The organism is Ideonella alba (assembly GCF_018069845.1).
Lineage (GTDB): Bacteria > Pseudomonadota > Gammaproteobacteria > Burkholderiales > Burkholderiaceae_C > Ideonella > Ideonella alba.
Genome location: NZ_JAGQDD010000001.1, coordinates 494,809 through 508,137, shown reverse-complemented (window position 1 = coordinate 508,137; position 13,329 = coordinate 494,809). Strand labels below are relative to the sequence as shown.

Annotated in this window: 15 protein-coding genes; 3 read left to right on the top strand and 12 right to left on the bottom strand. The window is 71.8% G+C overall.

Annotated features, from left to right (window positions below; all coding sequences use genetic code 11):
- Positions 1-16: 16 nt before the first annotated feature.
- Positions 17-790: an ABC transporter ATP-binding protein gene (locus KAK03_RS02155; protein WP_210851523.1), complete on the bottom strand. Its 774-nt coding sequence runs from the start codon at positions 788-790 to the stop codon at positions 17-19.
- Between the two features lie 71 nt (positions 791-861).
- Between KAK03_RS02155 and KAK03_RS02150 the strand changes: the two genes are divergently transcribed.
- Positions 862-1,830 (top strand): DMT family transporter, encoded by a 969-nt coding sequence (locus tag KAK03_RS02150; RefSeq protein ID WP_210851522.1) that lies wholly within the window; start codon positions 862-864, stop codon positions 1,828-1,830.
- A 2-nt stretch (positions 1,831-1,832) separates the two neighbouring features.
- Positions 1,833-2,666 (top strand): helix-turn-helix domain-containing protein, encoded by an 834-nt coding sequence (locus tag KAK03_RS02145; protein WP_210851521.1) that lies wholly within the window; start codon positions 1,833-1,835, stop codon positions 2,664-2,666.
- Here the strand turns inward: KAK03_RS02145 and KAK03_RS02140 are convergent.
- From KAK03_RS02140 to KAK03_RS02095, 10 genes are all read right to left on the bottom strand, one after another.
- Complete coding sequence (locus KAK03_RS02140; RefSeq protein ID WP_210851520.1) at positions 2,656-3,084, bottom strand: hypothetical protein; 429 nt, start codon at positions 3,082-3,084, stop codon at positions 2,656-2,658. The genes KAK03_RS02145 and KAK03_RS02140 overlap by 11 nt on opposite strands.
- Entirely contained in the window at positions 3,081-3,566 is a 486-nt protein-coding gene (locus KAK03_RS02135; protein ID WP_210851519.1) for a NuoB/complex I 20 kDa subunit family protein, read from the bottom strand. The genes KAK03_RS02140 and KAK03_RS02135 overlap by 4 nt, the downstream gene beginning before the upstream one ends.
- Before the next feature lie 68 nt (positions 3,567-3,634).
- Positions 3,635-4,912: a glycolate oxidase subunit GlcF gene (glcF, locus tag KAK03_RS02130; RefSeq protein ID WP_210851518.1), complete on the bottom strand. Its 1,278-nt coding sequence runs from the start codon at positions 4,910-4,912 to the stop codon at positions 3,635-3,637.
- Between the two features lie 16 nt (positions 4,913-4,928).
- Positions 4,929-5,642, bottom strand: a complete 714-nt coding sequence (locus KAK03_RS02125) for an LrgB family protein (RefSeq protein ID WP_210851517.1) — start codon at positions 5,640-5,642, stop codon at positions 4,929-4,931.
- Between the two features lies 1 nt (position 5,643).
- The gene (locus tag KAK03_RS02120; protein WP_210851516.1) at positions 5,644-5,985 is read right to left on the bottom strand and encodes a CidA/LrgA family protein; all 342 of its coding nucleotides are present in this window, start codon (positions 5,983-5,985) and stop codon (positions 5,644-5,646) included.
- Entirely contained in the window at positions 5,985-6,653 is a 669-nt protein-coding gene (locus KAK03_RS02115; RefSeq protein ID WP_247660865.1) for a methyltransferase domain-containing protein, read from the bottom strand. The genes KAK03_RS02120 and KAK03_RS02115 overlap by 1 nt, the downstream gene beginning before the upstream one ends.
- Positions 6,653-7,759, bottom strand: coding sequence for a glycolate oxidase subunit GlcE (glcE, locus tag KAK03_RS02110; protein WP_210851515.1), 1,107 nt, complete (start codon positions 7,757-7,759; stop codon positions 6,653-6,655). The genes KAK03_RS02115 and glcE overlap by 1 nt, the downstream gene beginning before the upstream one ends.
- Before the next feature lie 31 nt (positions 7,760-7,790).
- Positions 7,791-8,699 (bottom strand): hypothetical protein, encoded by a 909-nt coding sequence (locus tag KAK03_RS02105; RefSeq protein WP_210851514.1) that lies wholly within the window; start codon positions 8,697-8,699, stop codon positions 7,791-7,793.
- 88 nt (positions 8,700-8,787) lie between these two features.
- Positions 8,788-10,290 (bottom strand): FAD-linked oxidase C-terminal domain-containing protein, encoded by a 1,503-nt coding sequence (locus tag KAK03_RS02100; RefSeq protein ID WP_210851513.1) that lies wholly within the window; start codon positions 10,288-10,290, stop codon positions 8,788-8,790.
- A gap of 102 nt (positions 10,291-10,392) precedes the next feature.
- Positions 10,393-12,054, bottom strand: coding sequence for an L-lactate permease (locus KAK03_RS02095; RefSeq protein WP_210851512.1), 1,662 nt, complete (start codon positions 12,052-12,054; stop codon positions 10,393-10,395).
- Between the two features lie 222 nt (positions 12,055-12,276).
- Here KAK03_RS02095 and KAK03_RS02090 point away from each other — a divergent pair, with 222 nt between their 5' ends.
- Positions 12,277-12,663, top strand: a complete 387-nt coding sequence (locus KAK03_RS02090) for a 4a-hydroxytetrahydrobiopterin dehydratase (protein WP_210851511.1) — start codon at positions 12,277-12,279, stop codon at positions 12,661-12,663.
- Between the two features lie 27 nt (positions 12,664-12,690).
- Here the strand turns inward: KAK03_RS02090 and KAK03_RS02085 are convergent, their stop codons facing one another.
- Positions 12,691-13,254 carry a DUF3617 domain-containing protein gene (locus KAK03_RS02085; RefSeq protein ID WP_210851510.1) on the bottom strand — a complete coding sequence of 188 codons (564 nt, stop codon included), beginning with the start codon at positions 13,252-13,254 and terminating at the stop codon, positions 12,691-12,693.
- Positions 13,255-13,329: the final 75 nt, after the last annotated feature.

Below are 13,329 nucleotides of genomic sequence, written 5' to 3'. Positions count from 1 at the left end.
GGGATCGAAGCCGGACTCAGGCGGTGGCTTCGGCGCTGCTGAGCGCTTCCAGCAGGCGCTTGCGGGCGCGCTGACCGGCGGGCGTCTCCAGCCAGGCCGGCTCGCGCGGGACGGCGTTGTCCAGGCGCAGCTCGTCCAGCACGCGGCCCGGGCGGCCGCCCAGCACCAGCACGCGGCTGGCGTGCAGCAGCGCCTCGTCGACATCGCGCGTGGCCAGCACGCAGGTGGGTGCGGCGGCACTGCGCGAGGCCTCGGCCAGCACCTGGCGCAGGCCAGGACGCGCGGCCGGCGAGACCTGGCTCAGCCAGTCGTCCAGCAGCAGCAGCGCCGGCTGCACCACCCAGGCACGGGCCAGGGCCACGCCCATGCGCTGCGACTCGTCCAGGGCCTTGGGCAGCACGTCGGCCAGGGCTTCCAGGCCCATCGCGGCCAGGGCCTCACGGGCGCGCTGCTCGCGCGTGTCCACCGGCGCGGCCGAGCCCTGCAGGCGCAGCGGCAGCTCCACGTTGACCGACGCGCTGGCCCAAGGCATCAGCGCCGGCGACGAGAACACGAAGGCCGCATCGGCCTGCGCAGCGCGCAGCGGCTCGCCATCACGCAGCAGGGTGCCCGACAGCGGGCGGTCGATGCCGGCCAGCAGGCGCAGCAGCGAGCTCTTGCCGCTGCCCGCCAGGCCCAGCAGGGCCACGCGCTCGCCCGGCGCCAGGCGCAGGTCCAGTCCATCCAAGGCCAGCACGCCGGAATCATGGCGGCGGCTGACGTCTTTCAGTTCGATCAAGGGTGCATTCATCGGGGCGTGACTGTAACGCGCCATGCGATCATCGGCTGCTGCCGGAGACGGCCGTTTTTTGTGTTAAGTCGATGCTGATCGGAACGCTGTTTGCACTGGCCGCCGGCCTGATGTGGGGCCTGGTGTTCGTGGGGCCGCTGCTGCTGTCCGACTACCCGGCGGTGATGCTGTCCTTCGGCCGCTACCTGGCCTTCGGCCTGATCGCGCTGCCGCTGGCCTGGTGGGACCGCGCCGCGCTGCGCACGCTCACGCGCGCCGACTGGCTCGAGGCGCTGAAGCTGGCGATGGTGGGCAACATCGTCTACTACCTGTGCCTGTCCTCGGCCATCCAGCGCGCGGGCGCGCCGCTGCCGACGATGATCATCGGCACGCTGCCGGTGGTGATCGCGCTGGTCTCGAACCGCCGCAATGCGGCGCGCGACGGCACCCTGCCCTGGCGCCGTCTGGCGCCCTCGCTGGGTCTGATCGCGCTGGGCATCGGCCTGGTCAACCAGGCCGAGTGGCAGGCGCTGCGCGCTGACCCGCAGGCCGACCTGGGCCGCTACGCACTGGGCGCCGCGCTGGCGCTGGCAGCCGTGGTGTGCTGGACCTGGTACCCGATCCGCAACGCCGACTGGCTGCGCGCCCACGCCGAGCGCAGCCCGCGCACCTGGGCCACCGCGCAGGGCATCGCCACGCTGCCGCTGGCGCTGCTGGGCTTTGCCGGCACCTGGCTGGTGTTTGCGCTGACCGATGCGCCGTGGGTGATGCCGCTGGGCCCGCGGCCCGGCGCCTATGTGGGCCTGATGCTGGCCATCGGCCTGCTGGCCTCGTGGCTGGGCACGCTGTGCTGGAACGAGGCCAGCCAGCGCCTGCCCACCAACATCGCCGGCCAGCTGATCGTCTTCGAGACGCTGTCTGCGCTGGCCTATGCCTTCGTGCTGCGCGGCGAGTGGCCCGGCCTGCCCACCGCCACCGGCATCGCGCTGCTGATCGCCGGCGTGTGGTGGGCGCTGCGGGTCGATCCGGAACCCGCGGCGGCGGATGCGCATCCGAACTGAGCATGGGCATCGACTCGCACCTCGTCGCCCCGGCGGCCGATCTGGCCGACGTGGTGCGCGCCTTCTACTGGCACGACCTGCGCGGTGCGTCCACGCTGAGTCTGGCGCAACGCGCCACCCGCGTGCCGCCCGGGCCGTACAACGGCCTGGTGTGGCTGCTCGAGGGCCGGGCGCAGCTGGTGGAATGCGGCGGCGCGGCGGTCGACCGCGAACTGCCTGCGGTCTTTGTGGCCGGCGCGCATCGTCACGACTACCGCTCGCTGGCGATCACGCCCTACTGCTCCTTCGGGCTGGCCTTCCAGCCCGGCGTGCTGGCGCTGCTGAGTGGCCTGGACCTGGGTGCCTGGCGCGACCGCATCGAGGATGCACGCCTGGCCTTGCCCGCCGATTGGCAGGCCTTGCTGGACAGCGTGGCGCAGGCGCCCGACCATGCCGCGCGCATCGCGCGGTGCGAGGCCTTCCTGCGACCGCGCTGGCAAGCGGTGGCGCCCCGGCAGCCCGGCTGGGTGCATCTGCTGCGCCACGCCTGGCGCCGCAGCAGCCTGCCCGCCGCGTTGACGCTGCAACTCTGGAGCCAGCGCCACCTGCAGCGCCGCAGTGGCGATGCGGTGGGCCTGCGCCCCGGCGAGGTGGAGCGCTACCTGCGCGCCGAGCGGGCGATGCTGGCCGTGCGTGACGGCCACGCCCCCGCGGCCGAGGCGGCGGCCGAGCACGGCTTTGCCGACCAGGCGCATTTCTCGCGCGAGGTGAAGGCGGCGTTCGCACACAGCCCGGTCGCGTTACAGCGGCGCCTGGACAGTGCCGACGGCGACGAGGACTGGCTGCTCAGGCTGTAGCCCGCCAGGCCGCGGCGCCCAGCGCCAGCCCCAGTCCCAGGGCCACCAGCGCGCCCCAGCGGTGCTGCCAGCGGTCGGCGTGCGCGTGCGCAGCAGGGTCGCCCAGTCGTGCCGCCTGCCAGCGCCGCCACACCCAGACGCTGCACACCGCGTTGGCCAGCATCGCCACCCCACCGGCCGCCGCCATGGCGCGCAAACCCGCGTCGGCCGCCGCACCGGGCCAGGCCCGCACGCCGGCCAGCAGCGCCAGCGCCGCCAGCGGCAGCTCCACCCACCGGTCGATCTGCCAGTGCAGGCCCGCCAGCCGGGCGCGGTCGCCGGGCTGCAGCAGCCACTTCTCGGCCACCAGCTCGGTCATCACGCAGCCCGCCCAGGCGCTGGCCGACACCAGGTGCAGCAGGGCCCATGCACGCATCATCGGCTGTGCACCTCGCGCGTGCGGATGCGGCGCTGCAGCTGCAGGATGCCGTACAACAGCGCCTCGGCGGTGGGCGGGCAGCCGGGCACAAAGACGTCCACCGGCACGATGCGGTCGCAGCCGCGCACCACCGAATAGCTGTGGTGGTAGTAGCCGCCGCCGTTGGCGCAGGAACCCATCGAGATCACATAGCGCGGCTCGGCCATCTGGTCGTAGATGCGGCGCAGTGCGGGCGCCATCTTGTGGGTCAGCGTGCCCGAGATGATCATCAGGTCAGCCTGGCGCGGGCTGGCGCGCGGGATCATGCTGAAGCGGTCCAGGTCGTAGCGCGCGGCGGCCGCGTGGATCATCTCCACGGCGCAGCAGGCCAGGCCGAAGGTCAGGTAGTAGAGGCTGCCGCCGCGGCAGGCCTGCACCAGGTCGTCCAGCCGGGTCAGCAGGAAGCCGTCGCGCTCCAGGGTCGGGGGGGTCTGCTCGTCCATGCAGCGCATGCTGCCGCCGGCGCCGGAGGCTGTCTTGAACGAAAGCGACCAGCCCGCCCCGGGTGCGCTCAGCCGGCGGCGCGCAGCGCGTCGTCCAGCACCTCGATCCAGTGGCGCACCGGCCGCGCGCTGCCCGACTTCAGATGCTGGATGCAGCCGATGTTGGCCGAGACGATGGCCTCGCCCTCCACCGCATCCAGCGCCTTGAGCTTGCGGTCGCGCAGCTGCAGCGACAGCTCGGGCTGCAGCACCGAGTAGGTGCCGGCCGAGCCGCAGCACAGGTGGCTGTCGCAGGGCGGCGTCAGCACGAAGCCCAGCGCCTTCAAGTGCTGCTCGACGCCGCCGCGCAGCTTCAGGCCATGCTGCAGCGTGCAGGGCGGGTGCCAGGCCAGCGCCACCGGCTCGGCGGTGTCGGCCTCCAGCCGGGTGCGGCGCATCGTCAGCGCCTGCTGCAGCGCGGGCACGATGTCGGGCAGCAGTTCGCTGATGTCGCGTGCCAGCGCGCTGATGCGCGCGGCCTTGTCGGCATAGGCGGCATCACCCGCCAGCGCATGGCCGTAGTCCTTGACCGCCACGCCGCAGCCGCTGGCGTTGACGACGATGGCCTCGACCTGGCCGGCCTCGGTCAGGCCCTCGACCAGCGGCCACCAGGCGTCGATGTTGCGGCGCATGTCGGCCAGCGCGCCGGCGTGGTCGTTCAGGTGCTCGCGGATCGCGCCGCAGCAGCCGGCGTCGTCGGCCACCAGGGTCTGGATGCCGGCCACGTCCAGCACCCGGGCGGTGGCCGAGTTGATGTTGGGCATCATCGCCGGCTGCACGCAGCCCAGCAGCATCAGCACCTTGCGCGCATGGCTGCGCGTGGGCCAGTGGTGGGCCTGCGGCGGCGCCGGCTCGGGCAGCTTGCGCTGCAGCGAGGCCGGCAGCATCGGCCGCACCGCCATGCCCAGCTTCAGCGCCGGGCCGAACAGCGGCGAGGTCAGGCCCTCCTTGAGCAGCCAGCGCACCGTGCGCTCGCCGCGCGGGCGCTCGACCTTGTCCTCGACCAGGCGGCGGCCGATGTCGACCAGCCGGCCGTACTGCACACCGCTGGGGCAGGTGCTCTCGCAGTTGCGGCAGGTCAGGCAGCGGTCCAGGTGCTGCTGCGTGGCGCGCGTGACCGTGCCGCCCTCGAGCAGCTGCTTCATCAGGTAGATGCGGCCGCGCGGACCGTCGAGCTCATCGCCCAGCAGCTGGTAGGTCGGGCAGGTGGCGGTGCAGAAGCCGCAGTGCACGCATTTGCGCAGGATGGCCTCGGCGGCCTCGCCGTCGGGGGTGCCGGCGTATTCGGGAGCGAGGTGGGTTTGCATGGCTCGAAGAGGGGGGTCAGAACAGCCGCCAGGCCAGCGGCATCAGCAAGGAGGCGAGCAGCACCTGCACGCCCAGCGCCAGGCCGGCGTAGGCCCCGGCATCGGGATGCACCTGCAGCGCGCGTGCGGCGCCGATGCCGTGCGAGGCCGTGCCCAGCGCGAAGCCGCGCACCGACGGGTCGGCCACGCGCAGCGCATCGAAGATCGGCTTGGCGCTGAGCGCGCCGGTCAGGCCCGCCAGCAGCGCGCCCACCGCGGCCAGCGCGGGGATGCCGCCCAGGCGCTCGGCAATGCCCATGGCCACCGGCGCGGTGACCGACTTGGGCGCCAGCGAGGCCAGCACCTCGGCCGGCAGCCCCAGTGCCCAGCCGATGGCCACCGCACTGACCGCGGCCGCCGCGCCACCCGCCAGCGCGGCCAGCAGCACCGGCCGCCAGCGCGAGCGCAGTTGCGCCCGCCGCTGCCACATCGGCCAGGCCAGCGCCACCACTGCCGGGCCGAGCAGGAAGTGGATGAACTGCGCGCCCGAGAAGTAGGTGGGATAGGCGGTGCCGGTGGCCATCAGCAGCAGCGACAGCGCCAGCACCGTCCACAGCACCGGGTTGGCCAACGGCGGGTGGCCCAGGCGCGCACTGGCCATCTGCGCCAGCACATAGGCGCTGACGGTGGCGGTCAGGCCGAACAGCGGGGTGGCGGACAGGTAGACCCAGAGCTCGACGAAGGCGCTCACCTCAGCCCTCCTTGAGCAGCGCGCGCAACACCAGCGCGGTGACGACCAGCCCGGCCCAGGTCGACAGCACGATCGCCACCAGCATCCGGCCGCCGAACTCGCTGAGCAGGGTCAGGTGGGTGATCACGCCCACCCCCACCGGCACGAACAGCAGCGACAGGTGGCCCAGCAGGCCATCGGCCGCCGCGGCCACCGGCGCGCGCAGGGCCGTCCAGCGCAACAGCACCAGCAGCAGCCCGGCGCCCAGCACCGGTGCCGGCAGCGGCGCCGCCGTCAGGCGCACCAGCACCTCGCCGGCGGACTGGCACAGCAGCAGCAACGCGAAGCCTTGCAGCAGTTCCATCAGCGCAGCCGGTAGTCCACGGCCCAGTAGTGGCCGAGGTCGTGCCAGACCACCGCCTCGGCGCGCGGGCCCAGGCGGGCGATCACCTCGGCCTGGGACGGGAAGTTCTTCAGCACCTCGTGCTCACTGCCGTCGCGCAGTTGCCGGCGCTGGTAGCCGTTGCCGTGGTCGTCGTGTCGGGTCACCGGGGTGGAGTCGCCCTCCACATAGGCGTTGTCCAGCATCACCACGCGGCTGCCCGCCGGCAGTGCGGCATGCACGGTGGCCAGCCAGGCGTCCAGGCGCTGCAGCGGCACATGGCTCCACCAGCAGCCGGCGAAGCAGGCGTCGAAGCGCGCCTGGGGCAGGCCCTGCAGCGTGTAGGCGTCGACCTGGGCGAAACGCACGCAGGCCGGCAAGGCCTTGGCCTGGGCCACGGCCAGCGTCTCGGGGTTCAGGTCGGTGGCCCACCAGGCCCGGGCCTGCGCGGCCGCGTGCGGCACCCACCAGCCGGTGCCGCTGGCGATCTCGAGCACGCACCGATCGGCGAAGACCTCGCGCAGCCAGGCTTCGATGCGGCGCAGCGCCGGCTGGCGGTGCGGCTTGTGATACACCAGCTCGTACTCCTGCGCCCGCTGCGCGTAGTAGTCGCGCATCGTCTCGGGCGTGGCGAAGCCGGCATCACTCATCACAGCTCCGGCAGCAGGCGCTGGCGGTTGAACAGCCCGGCCGGATCGAAGGCGCGCTTGATGGCACGGTGGATGCGCAGGCTGGCCTCGGTCAGCGGCTGCGGCACGCCGGGGTGGTCGTGGGCGCTGCGGTAGACGCTGGCGTGGCCGCGGGCATCGGCGGCCAGGGCCATCAGGCGTGCGGGCGCCTCGTGCGAGACCACCCAGCGCAGCGCGCCGCCCCATTCGATCAGCTGGTGCTGGCCCTGGGGCAGGTCGAGCTTGGGCGCGGTGGGCGCCACCGACAGGCGCCACAGCGTGGCGCCGTCGGCCACCGCCTGCTGGGCCAGCTGGAAGAACTCGTCGCGCTGGTCGCGCAGGCCGTCCCAGAAGGCCTGCGCCAGTCCGGTGGGAATCTCCTCGCCCCCCAGGCGCTGGTGTGCCGCCGCCACCGCGGCCTGCGCGCCGCGCAGACGCACGACCAGCGCACCGTCCCACCAGGCGCTGGCGTTCAGCGGCAGCGGCTGGCCAGCCCAGTCGTTGAGGCGGCGCAATGCGCTGACCTGGTCCAGGTCGAAGCGCAGCGTGCGCGTGGCCGGCGCCACCGGCAGCACCTTCAGCGAGACTTCGCAGATCACGCCCAGCACACCCATCGAGCCGGCCAGCATCCGCGAGACGTCGTAGCCGGCGACGTTCTTCATCACCTGGCCGCCGAAGCTCAGCAGCTCGGCCTGGCCATTGAGCATCGTCGCGCCCAGCACGTAGTCGCGCACGCCGCCCACCGCGGCGCGCGCCGGTCCGGCCAGGCCGGCGGCCACCATGCCGCCCACCGTGCCGCCGGACTCGCCGAAGCGCGGCGGCTCAAAGGGCAGGCACTGGCCCTGCTCGGCCAGCGCGGCTTCCAGCTCGACCAGTGGCGTGCCGGCGCGGGCGGTGACCACCAGCTCGGTGGGCTCGTAGGACGAGATGCCGCGCAGCGCCTGCACATCCAGCGGCTCGCCGACCAGCGGTCCGCCGTAGAAGTCCTTGCTGCCGCTGCCGCGGATGCACAGCGGCTGCTCGCGCGCGGCGGCGTCGCGCACGCGCTCGATCAGCGTCTGCAGGAGGGGATCGTGGAGTTCGCTCATCGGCGGTGCTGCGGCACCGCCGGGGCGCCGCTCAGGGTTGGACGGTGGCGATCGGCCAGGCGCTGCCCTTGAAGTGCAGCCCGACGTACTGGAAGGTGAAGGCGTTCCAGTAGCCGGCCTGGCCGCCCGAAGGTGCGGTGGCACTGGCGAAGTCGGCCGGGACCGCGCCCTGGCCGCGCGCCGGCGGCCGCGGCGCGATGCCCACGCCGAAGTAGCCGCCGGGCCGCGCCACGCTCAGCGTCGTGCCATCGCTGGACAGCCCCGCGGTGGCCGGCAGCACGCTGCTGTTGGCCGGCGTGTAGCGGACCTCGTCGACCAGCGCCGCGGTGATCTTCCAGTCGGTGATGGCCGACGCCTCGATCGCGCCGGTGCGGCCGTCGGTGGTGATGGTGCCGCTCATCACCGCGCCGCTGGGAAAGCCCACCGGCACGAGCCTGAACACCGAGCTGCCCGGCGCCGCCTTGGCGACCAGGCGCTTGCTGGCGTTCGGCGCCGACAGCCACTGCCATTCGAAGGCCGGTCCGGCCAGGTAGAAGGCCACGCCGCCATCGGCGTAGGCGCCGGTGAAGTTGGCCACCTGCACGCCGTACTCGGGCCCGGGGCCGAAGCTGCCGAAGGCCAGCAGGCCGCCGTCGTTCACGCCATCGGGCGAGGTGCGCACGCTCATCTTGCGGCCGTCGGCCGAGACGCTCACGCCGCTGACCTGCACGCCCGGGTGGCTGGGGTCGAAGACGAAGCGCTGCACCTGGCGCACCGAGACCGACCAGTCGGTCAGGTTGGCCGCGGTCAGCGGGCCGATCGTGCCGTCGGTGGTGACGGTGCCCGACACCGTGATGCCGCCGGGCAGCTTGACCGGGGCCAGTTGGAACACGGTGGCCGAGGCCAGGCCGCAGGCCAGGGCCATCGCGGTGCCCAGCAGGGCGGTCAACGGAGCGCGCATGATCAGATCCTCCATCGGGTCGATGGGGCTGATCTTCGTGCGACCGGCTGAACCGGGTCTTAAGCAGCGGCTTGATCACGGTCAACGCTCAGAACCGCTCCAGTTCCGGGAAGGGCAGCAGGCCCTTCTTCACGTGCATGCGGCCGTACTCGGCACAGCGGTGCAGCGTGGGGATGACCTTGCCGGGGTTGAGCAGGCCGTGCGGGTCGAAGGCGTGCTTGAGCGCCATCATCTGCTCGCGCTCCTCGGGGCTGAACTGCACGCACATCGAGCTGAGCTTCTCCACGCCCACGCCGTGCTCGCCGGTGACCGTGCCGCCCATGGCCACGCTGGTCTCCAGGATGTCGGCGCCGAACAGCTCGCAGCGGTGCATCTGGTCGGGGTCGTTGGCATCGAAGAGGATCAGCGGGTGCAGGTTGCCATCGCCGGCGTGGAAGACATTGCAGCAGCGAAGCTGGTACTTCTTCTCCATCTCGGCAATCGCGATCAGGATGTCGGCCAGGCGCTTGCGCGGGATGGTGCTGTCCATGCACATGTAGTCGGGGCTGATGCGCCCCGAGGCCGGGAAGGCGTTCTTGCGGCCGCTCCAGAACTTCAGGCGCTGGGCCTCGTCCTGGCTGACCTCGATGCGGGTGGCCCCGGCCGACTGCAGCACCGCGGTCATGCGGCCGATCTCCTCCTCGACCTCCTCGGGTGTGCCGTCGGACTCGCACAGCAGGATGGCTTCGGCGCTCAGGTCGTAGCCGGCGTGGACGAAGTCCTCGACCGCCGCGGTCATCGGCTTGTCCATCATCTCCAGACCGGCCGGGATGATGCCGGCGGCGATCACCGCGGCCACCGCGTCGCCGGCCTTGCGCACGTCATCGAAGCTGGCCATCACACAGCGCGCCAGCTGCGGCTTGGGGGTGAGCTTGACGGTGACCTCGGTGATCACCGCCAGCATGCCCTCGCTGCCGACCACCGCGGCCATCAGGTCCAGGCCCGGCACATCGAGCGCGTCGCCGCCGAACTCGATCGGATCGCCCTCGGCGGTGAAGCCGCGCAGCTTCAGCACGTTGTGCACCGTCAGGCCGTATTTCAGGCAGTGCACGCCGCCGGAGTTCTCGGCGATGTTGCCGCCGATCGTGCAGGCGATCTGGCTGGACGGGTCGGGCGCGTAGTACAGGCCGTGCGGCGCGGCGGCCTCGCTGATCGCCAGGTTGCGCACGCCGCACTGGACCACCGCGGTGCGGCTGTACGGGTCCAGCTTGAGGATGCGGTTGAACTTGGCCAGGCCCAGCGTCACGCCCATGGCGTGCGGCATGGCGCCGCCGGACAGGCCGGTGCCGGCGCCGCGCGCCACCACCGGCACGCCCAGCCGGTGGCAGGCGCGCAGCACGGCGGCCACCTGCTCCTCGGTCTCGGGCAGCGCCACCAGCAAGGGACGCTGGCGGTAGGCGGTCAGGCCGTCGCACTCGTACGGCGTGGTGTCCTCGGGCTGGTAGAGCAGCGCGTGGGCCGGCAGCAGCGGCCGCAGCGCGGCCACCACCTCGGACTGCCGCGCAGAGCGGTCGGCGGGGTCGGCGGCTGTCAGGTCCTGGATCGCGTTCATCGGTCACCCTGGCCCGGCGAGGGCCTTTCTGCTCTGGCTCGTGCAACTGTACGCCGCGGCGACGCCGGCATTGCCGGCATCGGGGTCACAAGCGGACTGACTTCAGTGGATCACCATCAGCGTGAACGGCCAGACATAAGCCTGCAGCGTGACGTACAGGCCCACCAGGCAGGCCAAGGCGATCGAGTGGAAGAAGACGTAGCGCAGGATGTCGCCTTCATGGTGGAACCAGCGCGTGGCGGTGGAGGCCACGACGATGGACTGCGCATCGATCATCTTGCCCATCACGCCGCCCGAGGAGTTGGCCGCGCCCATCAGGTTGGCCGACAGCCCCAGCTGCTCGGCCGCCACCTTCTGCATGCCGCCGAACAGCACGTTGGACGCCGTGTCCGAGCCGGTCATCGCCACCCCGATCCAGCCCATCAGCGTGCCGAAGAACGGGTAGAGCGCACCGGTGCCGGCGAAGGCCAGGCCCAGCGTGGTGTCGGTGCCGGAGAAGCGGGTGAGCGTGCCCAGCGCCAGCATCAGCACGATGGTCAGCAGCGAGGTGCGCACCATCCACAGCGTGCGGAAGTAGGTGCTGACGATGGCCAGTGGCTTGTAGCCCATCACCAGCGCGCCGATGACGGCCGACAGCAGGATGCCGGTGCCGGTGGCCGACAGGCCGTTGAGCACATAGACCGCCGCTTCCTTGTGCGGCGAGGGCACGACCGGCGGCACCTTCTCGATCAGGTTGTTCAGGCCCTCGATCGGGAACTTGGGCGCCCACAGGCCGTTGAAGTACGTCTTCACCGCCGGCAGACCCCAGATGAAGACGAAGACGGTGAGGATCAGCCAGGGCAGCCAGGCGCGGAACAGGTCGGCGCGGCTGTGGGTGACCATGGTCACCGGGCGCGGCGGGGTGCCGCCATCGCTCTCGTGGCCCTTGAGCGTGGGCGAGGTCCAGATCTTCTTCGGTTGCCAGAACTTCAGGAAGGTGACCAGCGCGATCATCGAGACGATCGCCGCGATGATGTCCACCAGTTCGGGGCCAATGAAGTTGCTCACCAGGAACTGCGGAATGGCAAAGGACAGGCCGGTCACCAGGATCGCGGGCCAGATCTCCATCATCGCCTTGCGGCCGGCGAAGGCCCAGATCAGCCAGAAGGGCACCAGCAGCGAGAAGAAGGGCAGCTGGCGGCCGATCATGGCCGTCACCTCCATCAGGTCGTAGCCATGCACCTTGGCCAGCGTGATCACCGGCGTGCCCAGCGCACCGAAGGCCACCGGCGCGGTGTTCGCGATCAGCGACAGGCCCGAGGCCGCCAGCGGCGAGAAGCCCAGGCCGATCAGGATGCCCGCGGTCACCGCCACCGGCGTGCCGAAGCCCGCCGCGCCCTCGAAGAAGGCGCCGAAGCAGAAGGCGATCAGCAGCAACTGCAGCCGGCGGTCCTCGGTGATGCCCGAGAGCGAGTCCTGCAGGACCTTGAAGCTGCCGTTGCCCTCGGCCAGCTGCTGCAGGAAGATGATGTTCAGCACGATCCAGCCGATCGGCAGCAGGCCCGTCAGACCGCCGAAGAAGGCCGCGTTGCCGGCCAGGCCGGCCGGCATGCCGTAGCCGAACACGGCCACCGCGAAGGCCGCCAGCAGGCCCAGGCCCGCGGCGATGTGCGCCTTGATGTGCAGGAAGCCCAGCGCCACCAGCATCACCACCACCGGCACCGCGGCCAGCAGGGTGGAGATGAACATGTTGCCGAAGGGATCGTAGACCTGTTGCCAGACCATGGTGGGTGTCTCCGCTCGAAGTGTTGAAAAGCCTGACGGCCGTTGGGGGCGACCGTGAACCGAGCGGCAATGTAGGCAGCGCCCCGGGTGCGCAGATGAAACTTCCCGCGCCGGCGCATGAGCCTTTTTCAATGCGCGGGTTAACCCGCATCAAAGGCCACCCTGGCGCGCGGGTCGGCGGCCCCTGACCAGAATCAGCGCGAATTCCCCCCGGAGACAGCGATGGCCGACCCCCTGATTCCCGACGACGAGGTGCAACGCCGCCTGGCGGCCGAGTTGCCGCACTGGCAACTGGAGAACGGCTGGATCCGCCGCCAGTACAAGACCAGCGGCTGGAAGTCGACGATGCTGGCGGTCAGCACGATCGGCCACCTGGCCGAGGCCGCCTGGCACCACCCCGATCTGGTGGTGTCCTATGCCTTCGTGCGGGTGAAGCTGCGCACCCATTCGGCCGACGGCATCACCGCCAAGGACCTGGCGCTGGCGGCGAAGATCGACCAGGTGCTGATGTGGCGGCCGCAGGACGAGCCCGGCTCGCCGCTGGAAGGCACGCCCGACGAGGCGCGCTTCCGGCACATGAAGCACGAGCCCGCGCCGGACGCCGCCTGATCGTGCGGCGTTCGGGCGCCCAGCCCGTCAGCGCGGCAGCTGGATCGGCTTGAGCGCCCCGCAGTCGCTGCTGACGAAGCGGCCCTGCTGGGTCATCTGGATGGTCTCGGGCTGGCCCTTGACCACGGTCTTCATCGTCATCTGCGTGCTGTAGGAGGTCGGGCTGTTGACGGTGTAGTCGCCCTCGCCCGAGCTGGGCGGGTTGCCGTTGCACTGGAAGCTGTAGTGCAGGGTGTTGCCGCTGCGCTGGCTGACCTGGTGGGTGCAGCGGCCGTCGGCCCGCGGCACGTCGCCACCCTCGGTCTGCTCCTTGCTGAGGCACAGGCGCACGCTGGCCGGCGCGCTGCCCATGCCCACGCCCTGCTGGGCCATCATCTGCTCGACCATCTTGCGCTGCTCGGGCGGCAGCGCCGCCAGCCGCGCCTGGGCCTGGGCCATCTGCGCCTCCATCTGGCCGCTGCCGGACTTCATCTGCTGGGTCTGTTCCCACAGGCCGGGCTGCAGGCGGGTCTGGGCCGCGGCCGCGGCCGACAGGCCCAGCAGGACCCAGCATGCGGTGCGGACCACGCGCGCTTGAATGTGGTGTGTCATGGCATCCCTCCAGCACGCAGCATGCGCCCGCATCCGGCGTGCGGGCAAGGCCCGCCCTGGGGGGACGGGGCCCTC

Excerpts from the sequence above, each read along its gene's own strand:
- KAK03_RS02145 (WP_210851521.1), top strand. The coding sequence starts at position 1,833 with ATGGGCATCGACTCGCACCTCGTCGCCCCGGCGGCCGATCTGGCCGAC.
- KAK03_RS02115 (WP_247660865.1), bottom strand. The coding sequence starts at position 6,653 with ATGAGTGATGCCGGCTTCGCCACGCCCGAGACGATGCGCGACTACTAC.
- KAK03_RS02120 (WP_210851516.1), bottom strand. The coding sequence starts at position 5,985 with ATGGAACTGCTGCAAGGCTTCGCGTTGCTGCTGCTGTGCCAGTCCGCC.
- KAK03_RS02085 (WP_210851510.1), bottom strand. The coding sequence starts at position 13,254 with ATGACACACCACATTCAAGCGCGCGTGGTCCGCACCGCATGCTGGGTC.
- KAK03_RS02100 (WP_210851513.1), bottom strand. The coding sequence starts at position 10,290 with ATGAACGCGATCCAGGACCTGACAGCCGCCGACCCCGCCGACCGCTCT.
- glcF (WP_210851518.1), bottom strand. The coding sequence starts at position 4,912 with ATGCAAACCCACCTCGCTCCCGAATACGCCGGCACCCCCGACGGCGAG.
- KAK03_RS02155 (WP_210851523.1), bottom strand. The coding sequence starts at position 790 with ATGAATGCACCCTTGATCGAACTGAAAGACGTCAGCCGCCGCCATGAT.
- KAK03_RS02140 (WP_210851520.1), bottom strand. The coding sequence starts at position 3,084 with ATGATGCGTGCATGGGCCCTGCTGCACCTGGTGTCGGCCAGCGCCTGG.
- KAK03_RS02150 (WP_210851522.1), top strand. The coding sequence starts at position 862 with ATGCTGATCGGAACGCTGTTTGCACTGGCCGCCGGCCTGATGTGGGGC.
- KAK03_RS02090 (WP_210851511.1), top strand. The coding sequence starts at position 12,277 with ATGGCCGACCCCCTGATTCCCGACGACGAGGTGCAACGCCGCCTGGCG.
- KAK03_RS02095 (WP_210851512.1), bottom strand. The coding sequence starts at position 12,054 with ATGGTCTGGCAACAGGTCTACGATCCCTTCGGCAACATGTTCATCTCC.
- glcE (WP_210851515.1), bottom strand. The coding sequence starts at position 7,759 with ATGAGCGAACTCCACGATCCCCTCCTGCAGACGCTGATCGAGCGCGTG.
- KAK03_RS02135 (WP_210851519.1), bottom strand. The coding sequence starts at position 3,566 with ATGGACGAGCAGACCCCCCCGACCCTGGAGCGCGACGGCTTCCTGCTG.
- KAK03_RS02105 (WP_210851514.1), bottom strand. The coding sequence starts at position 8,699 with ATGCGCGCTCCGTTGACCGCCCTGCTGGGCACCGCGATGGCCCTGGCC.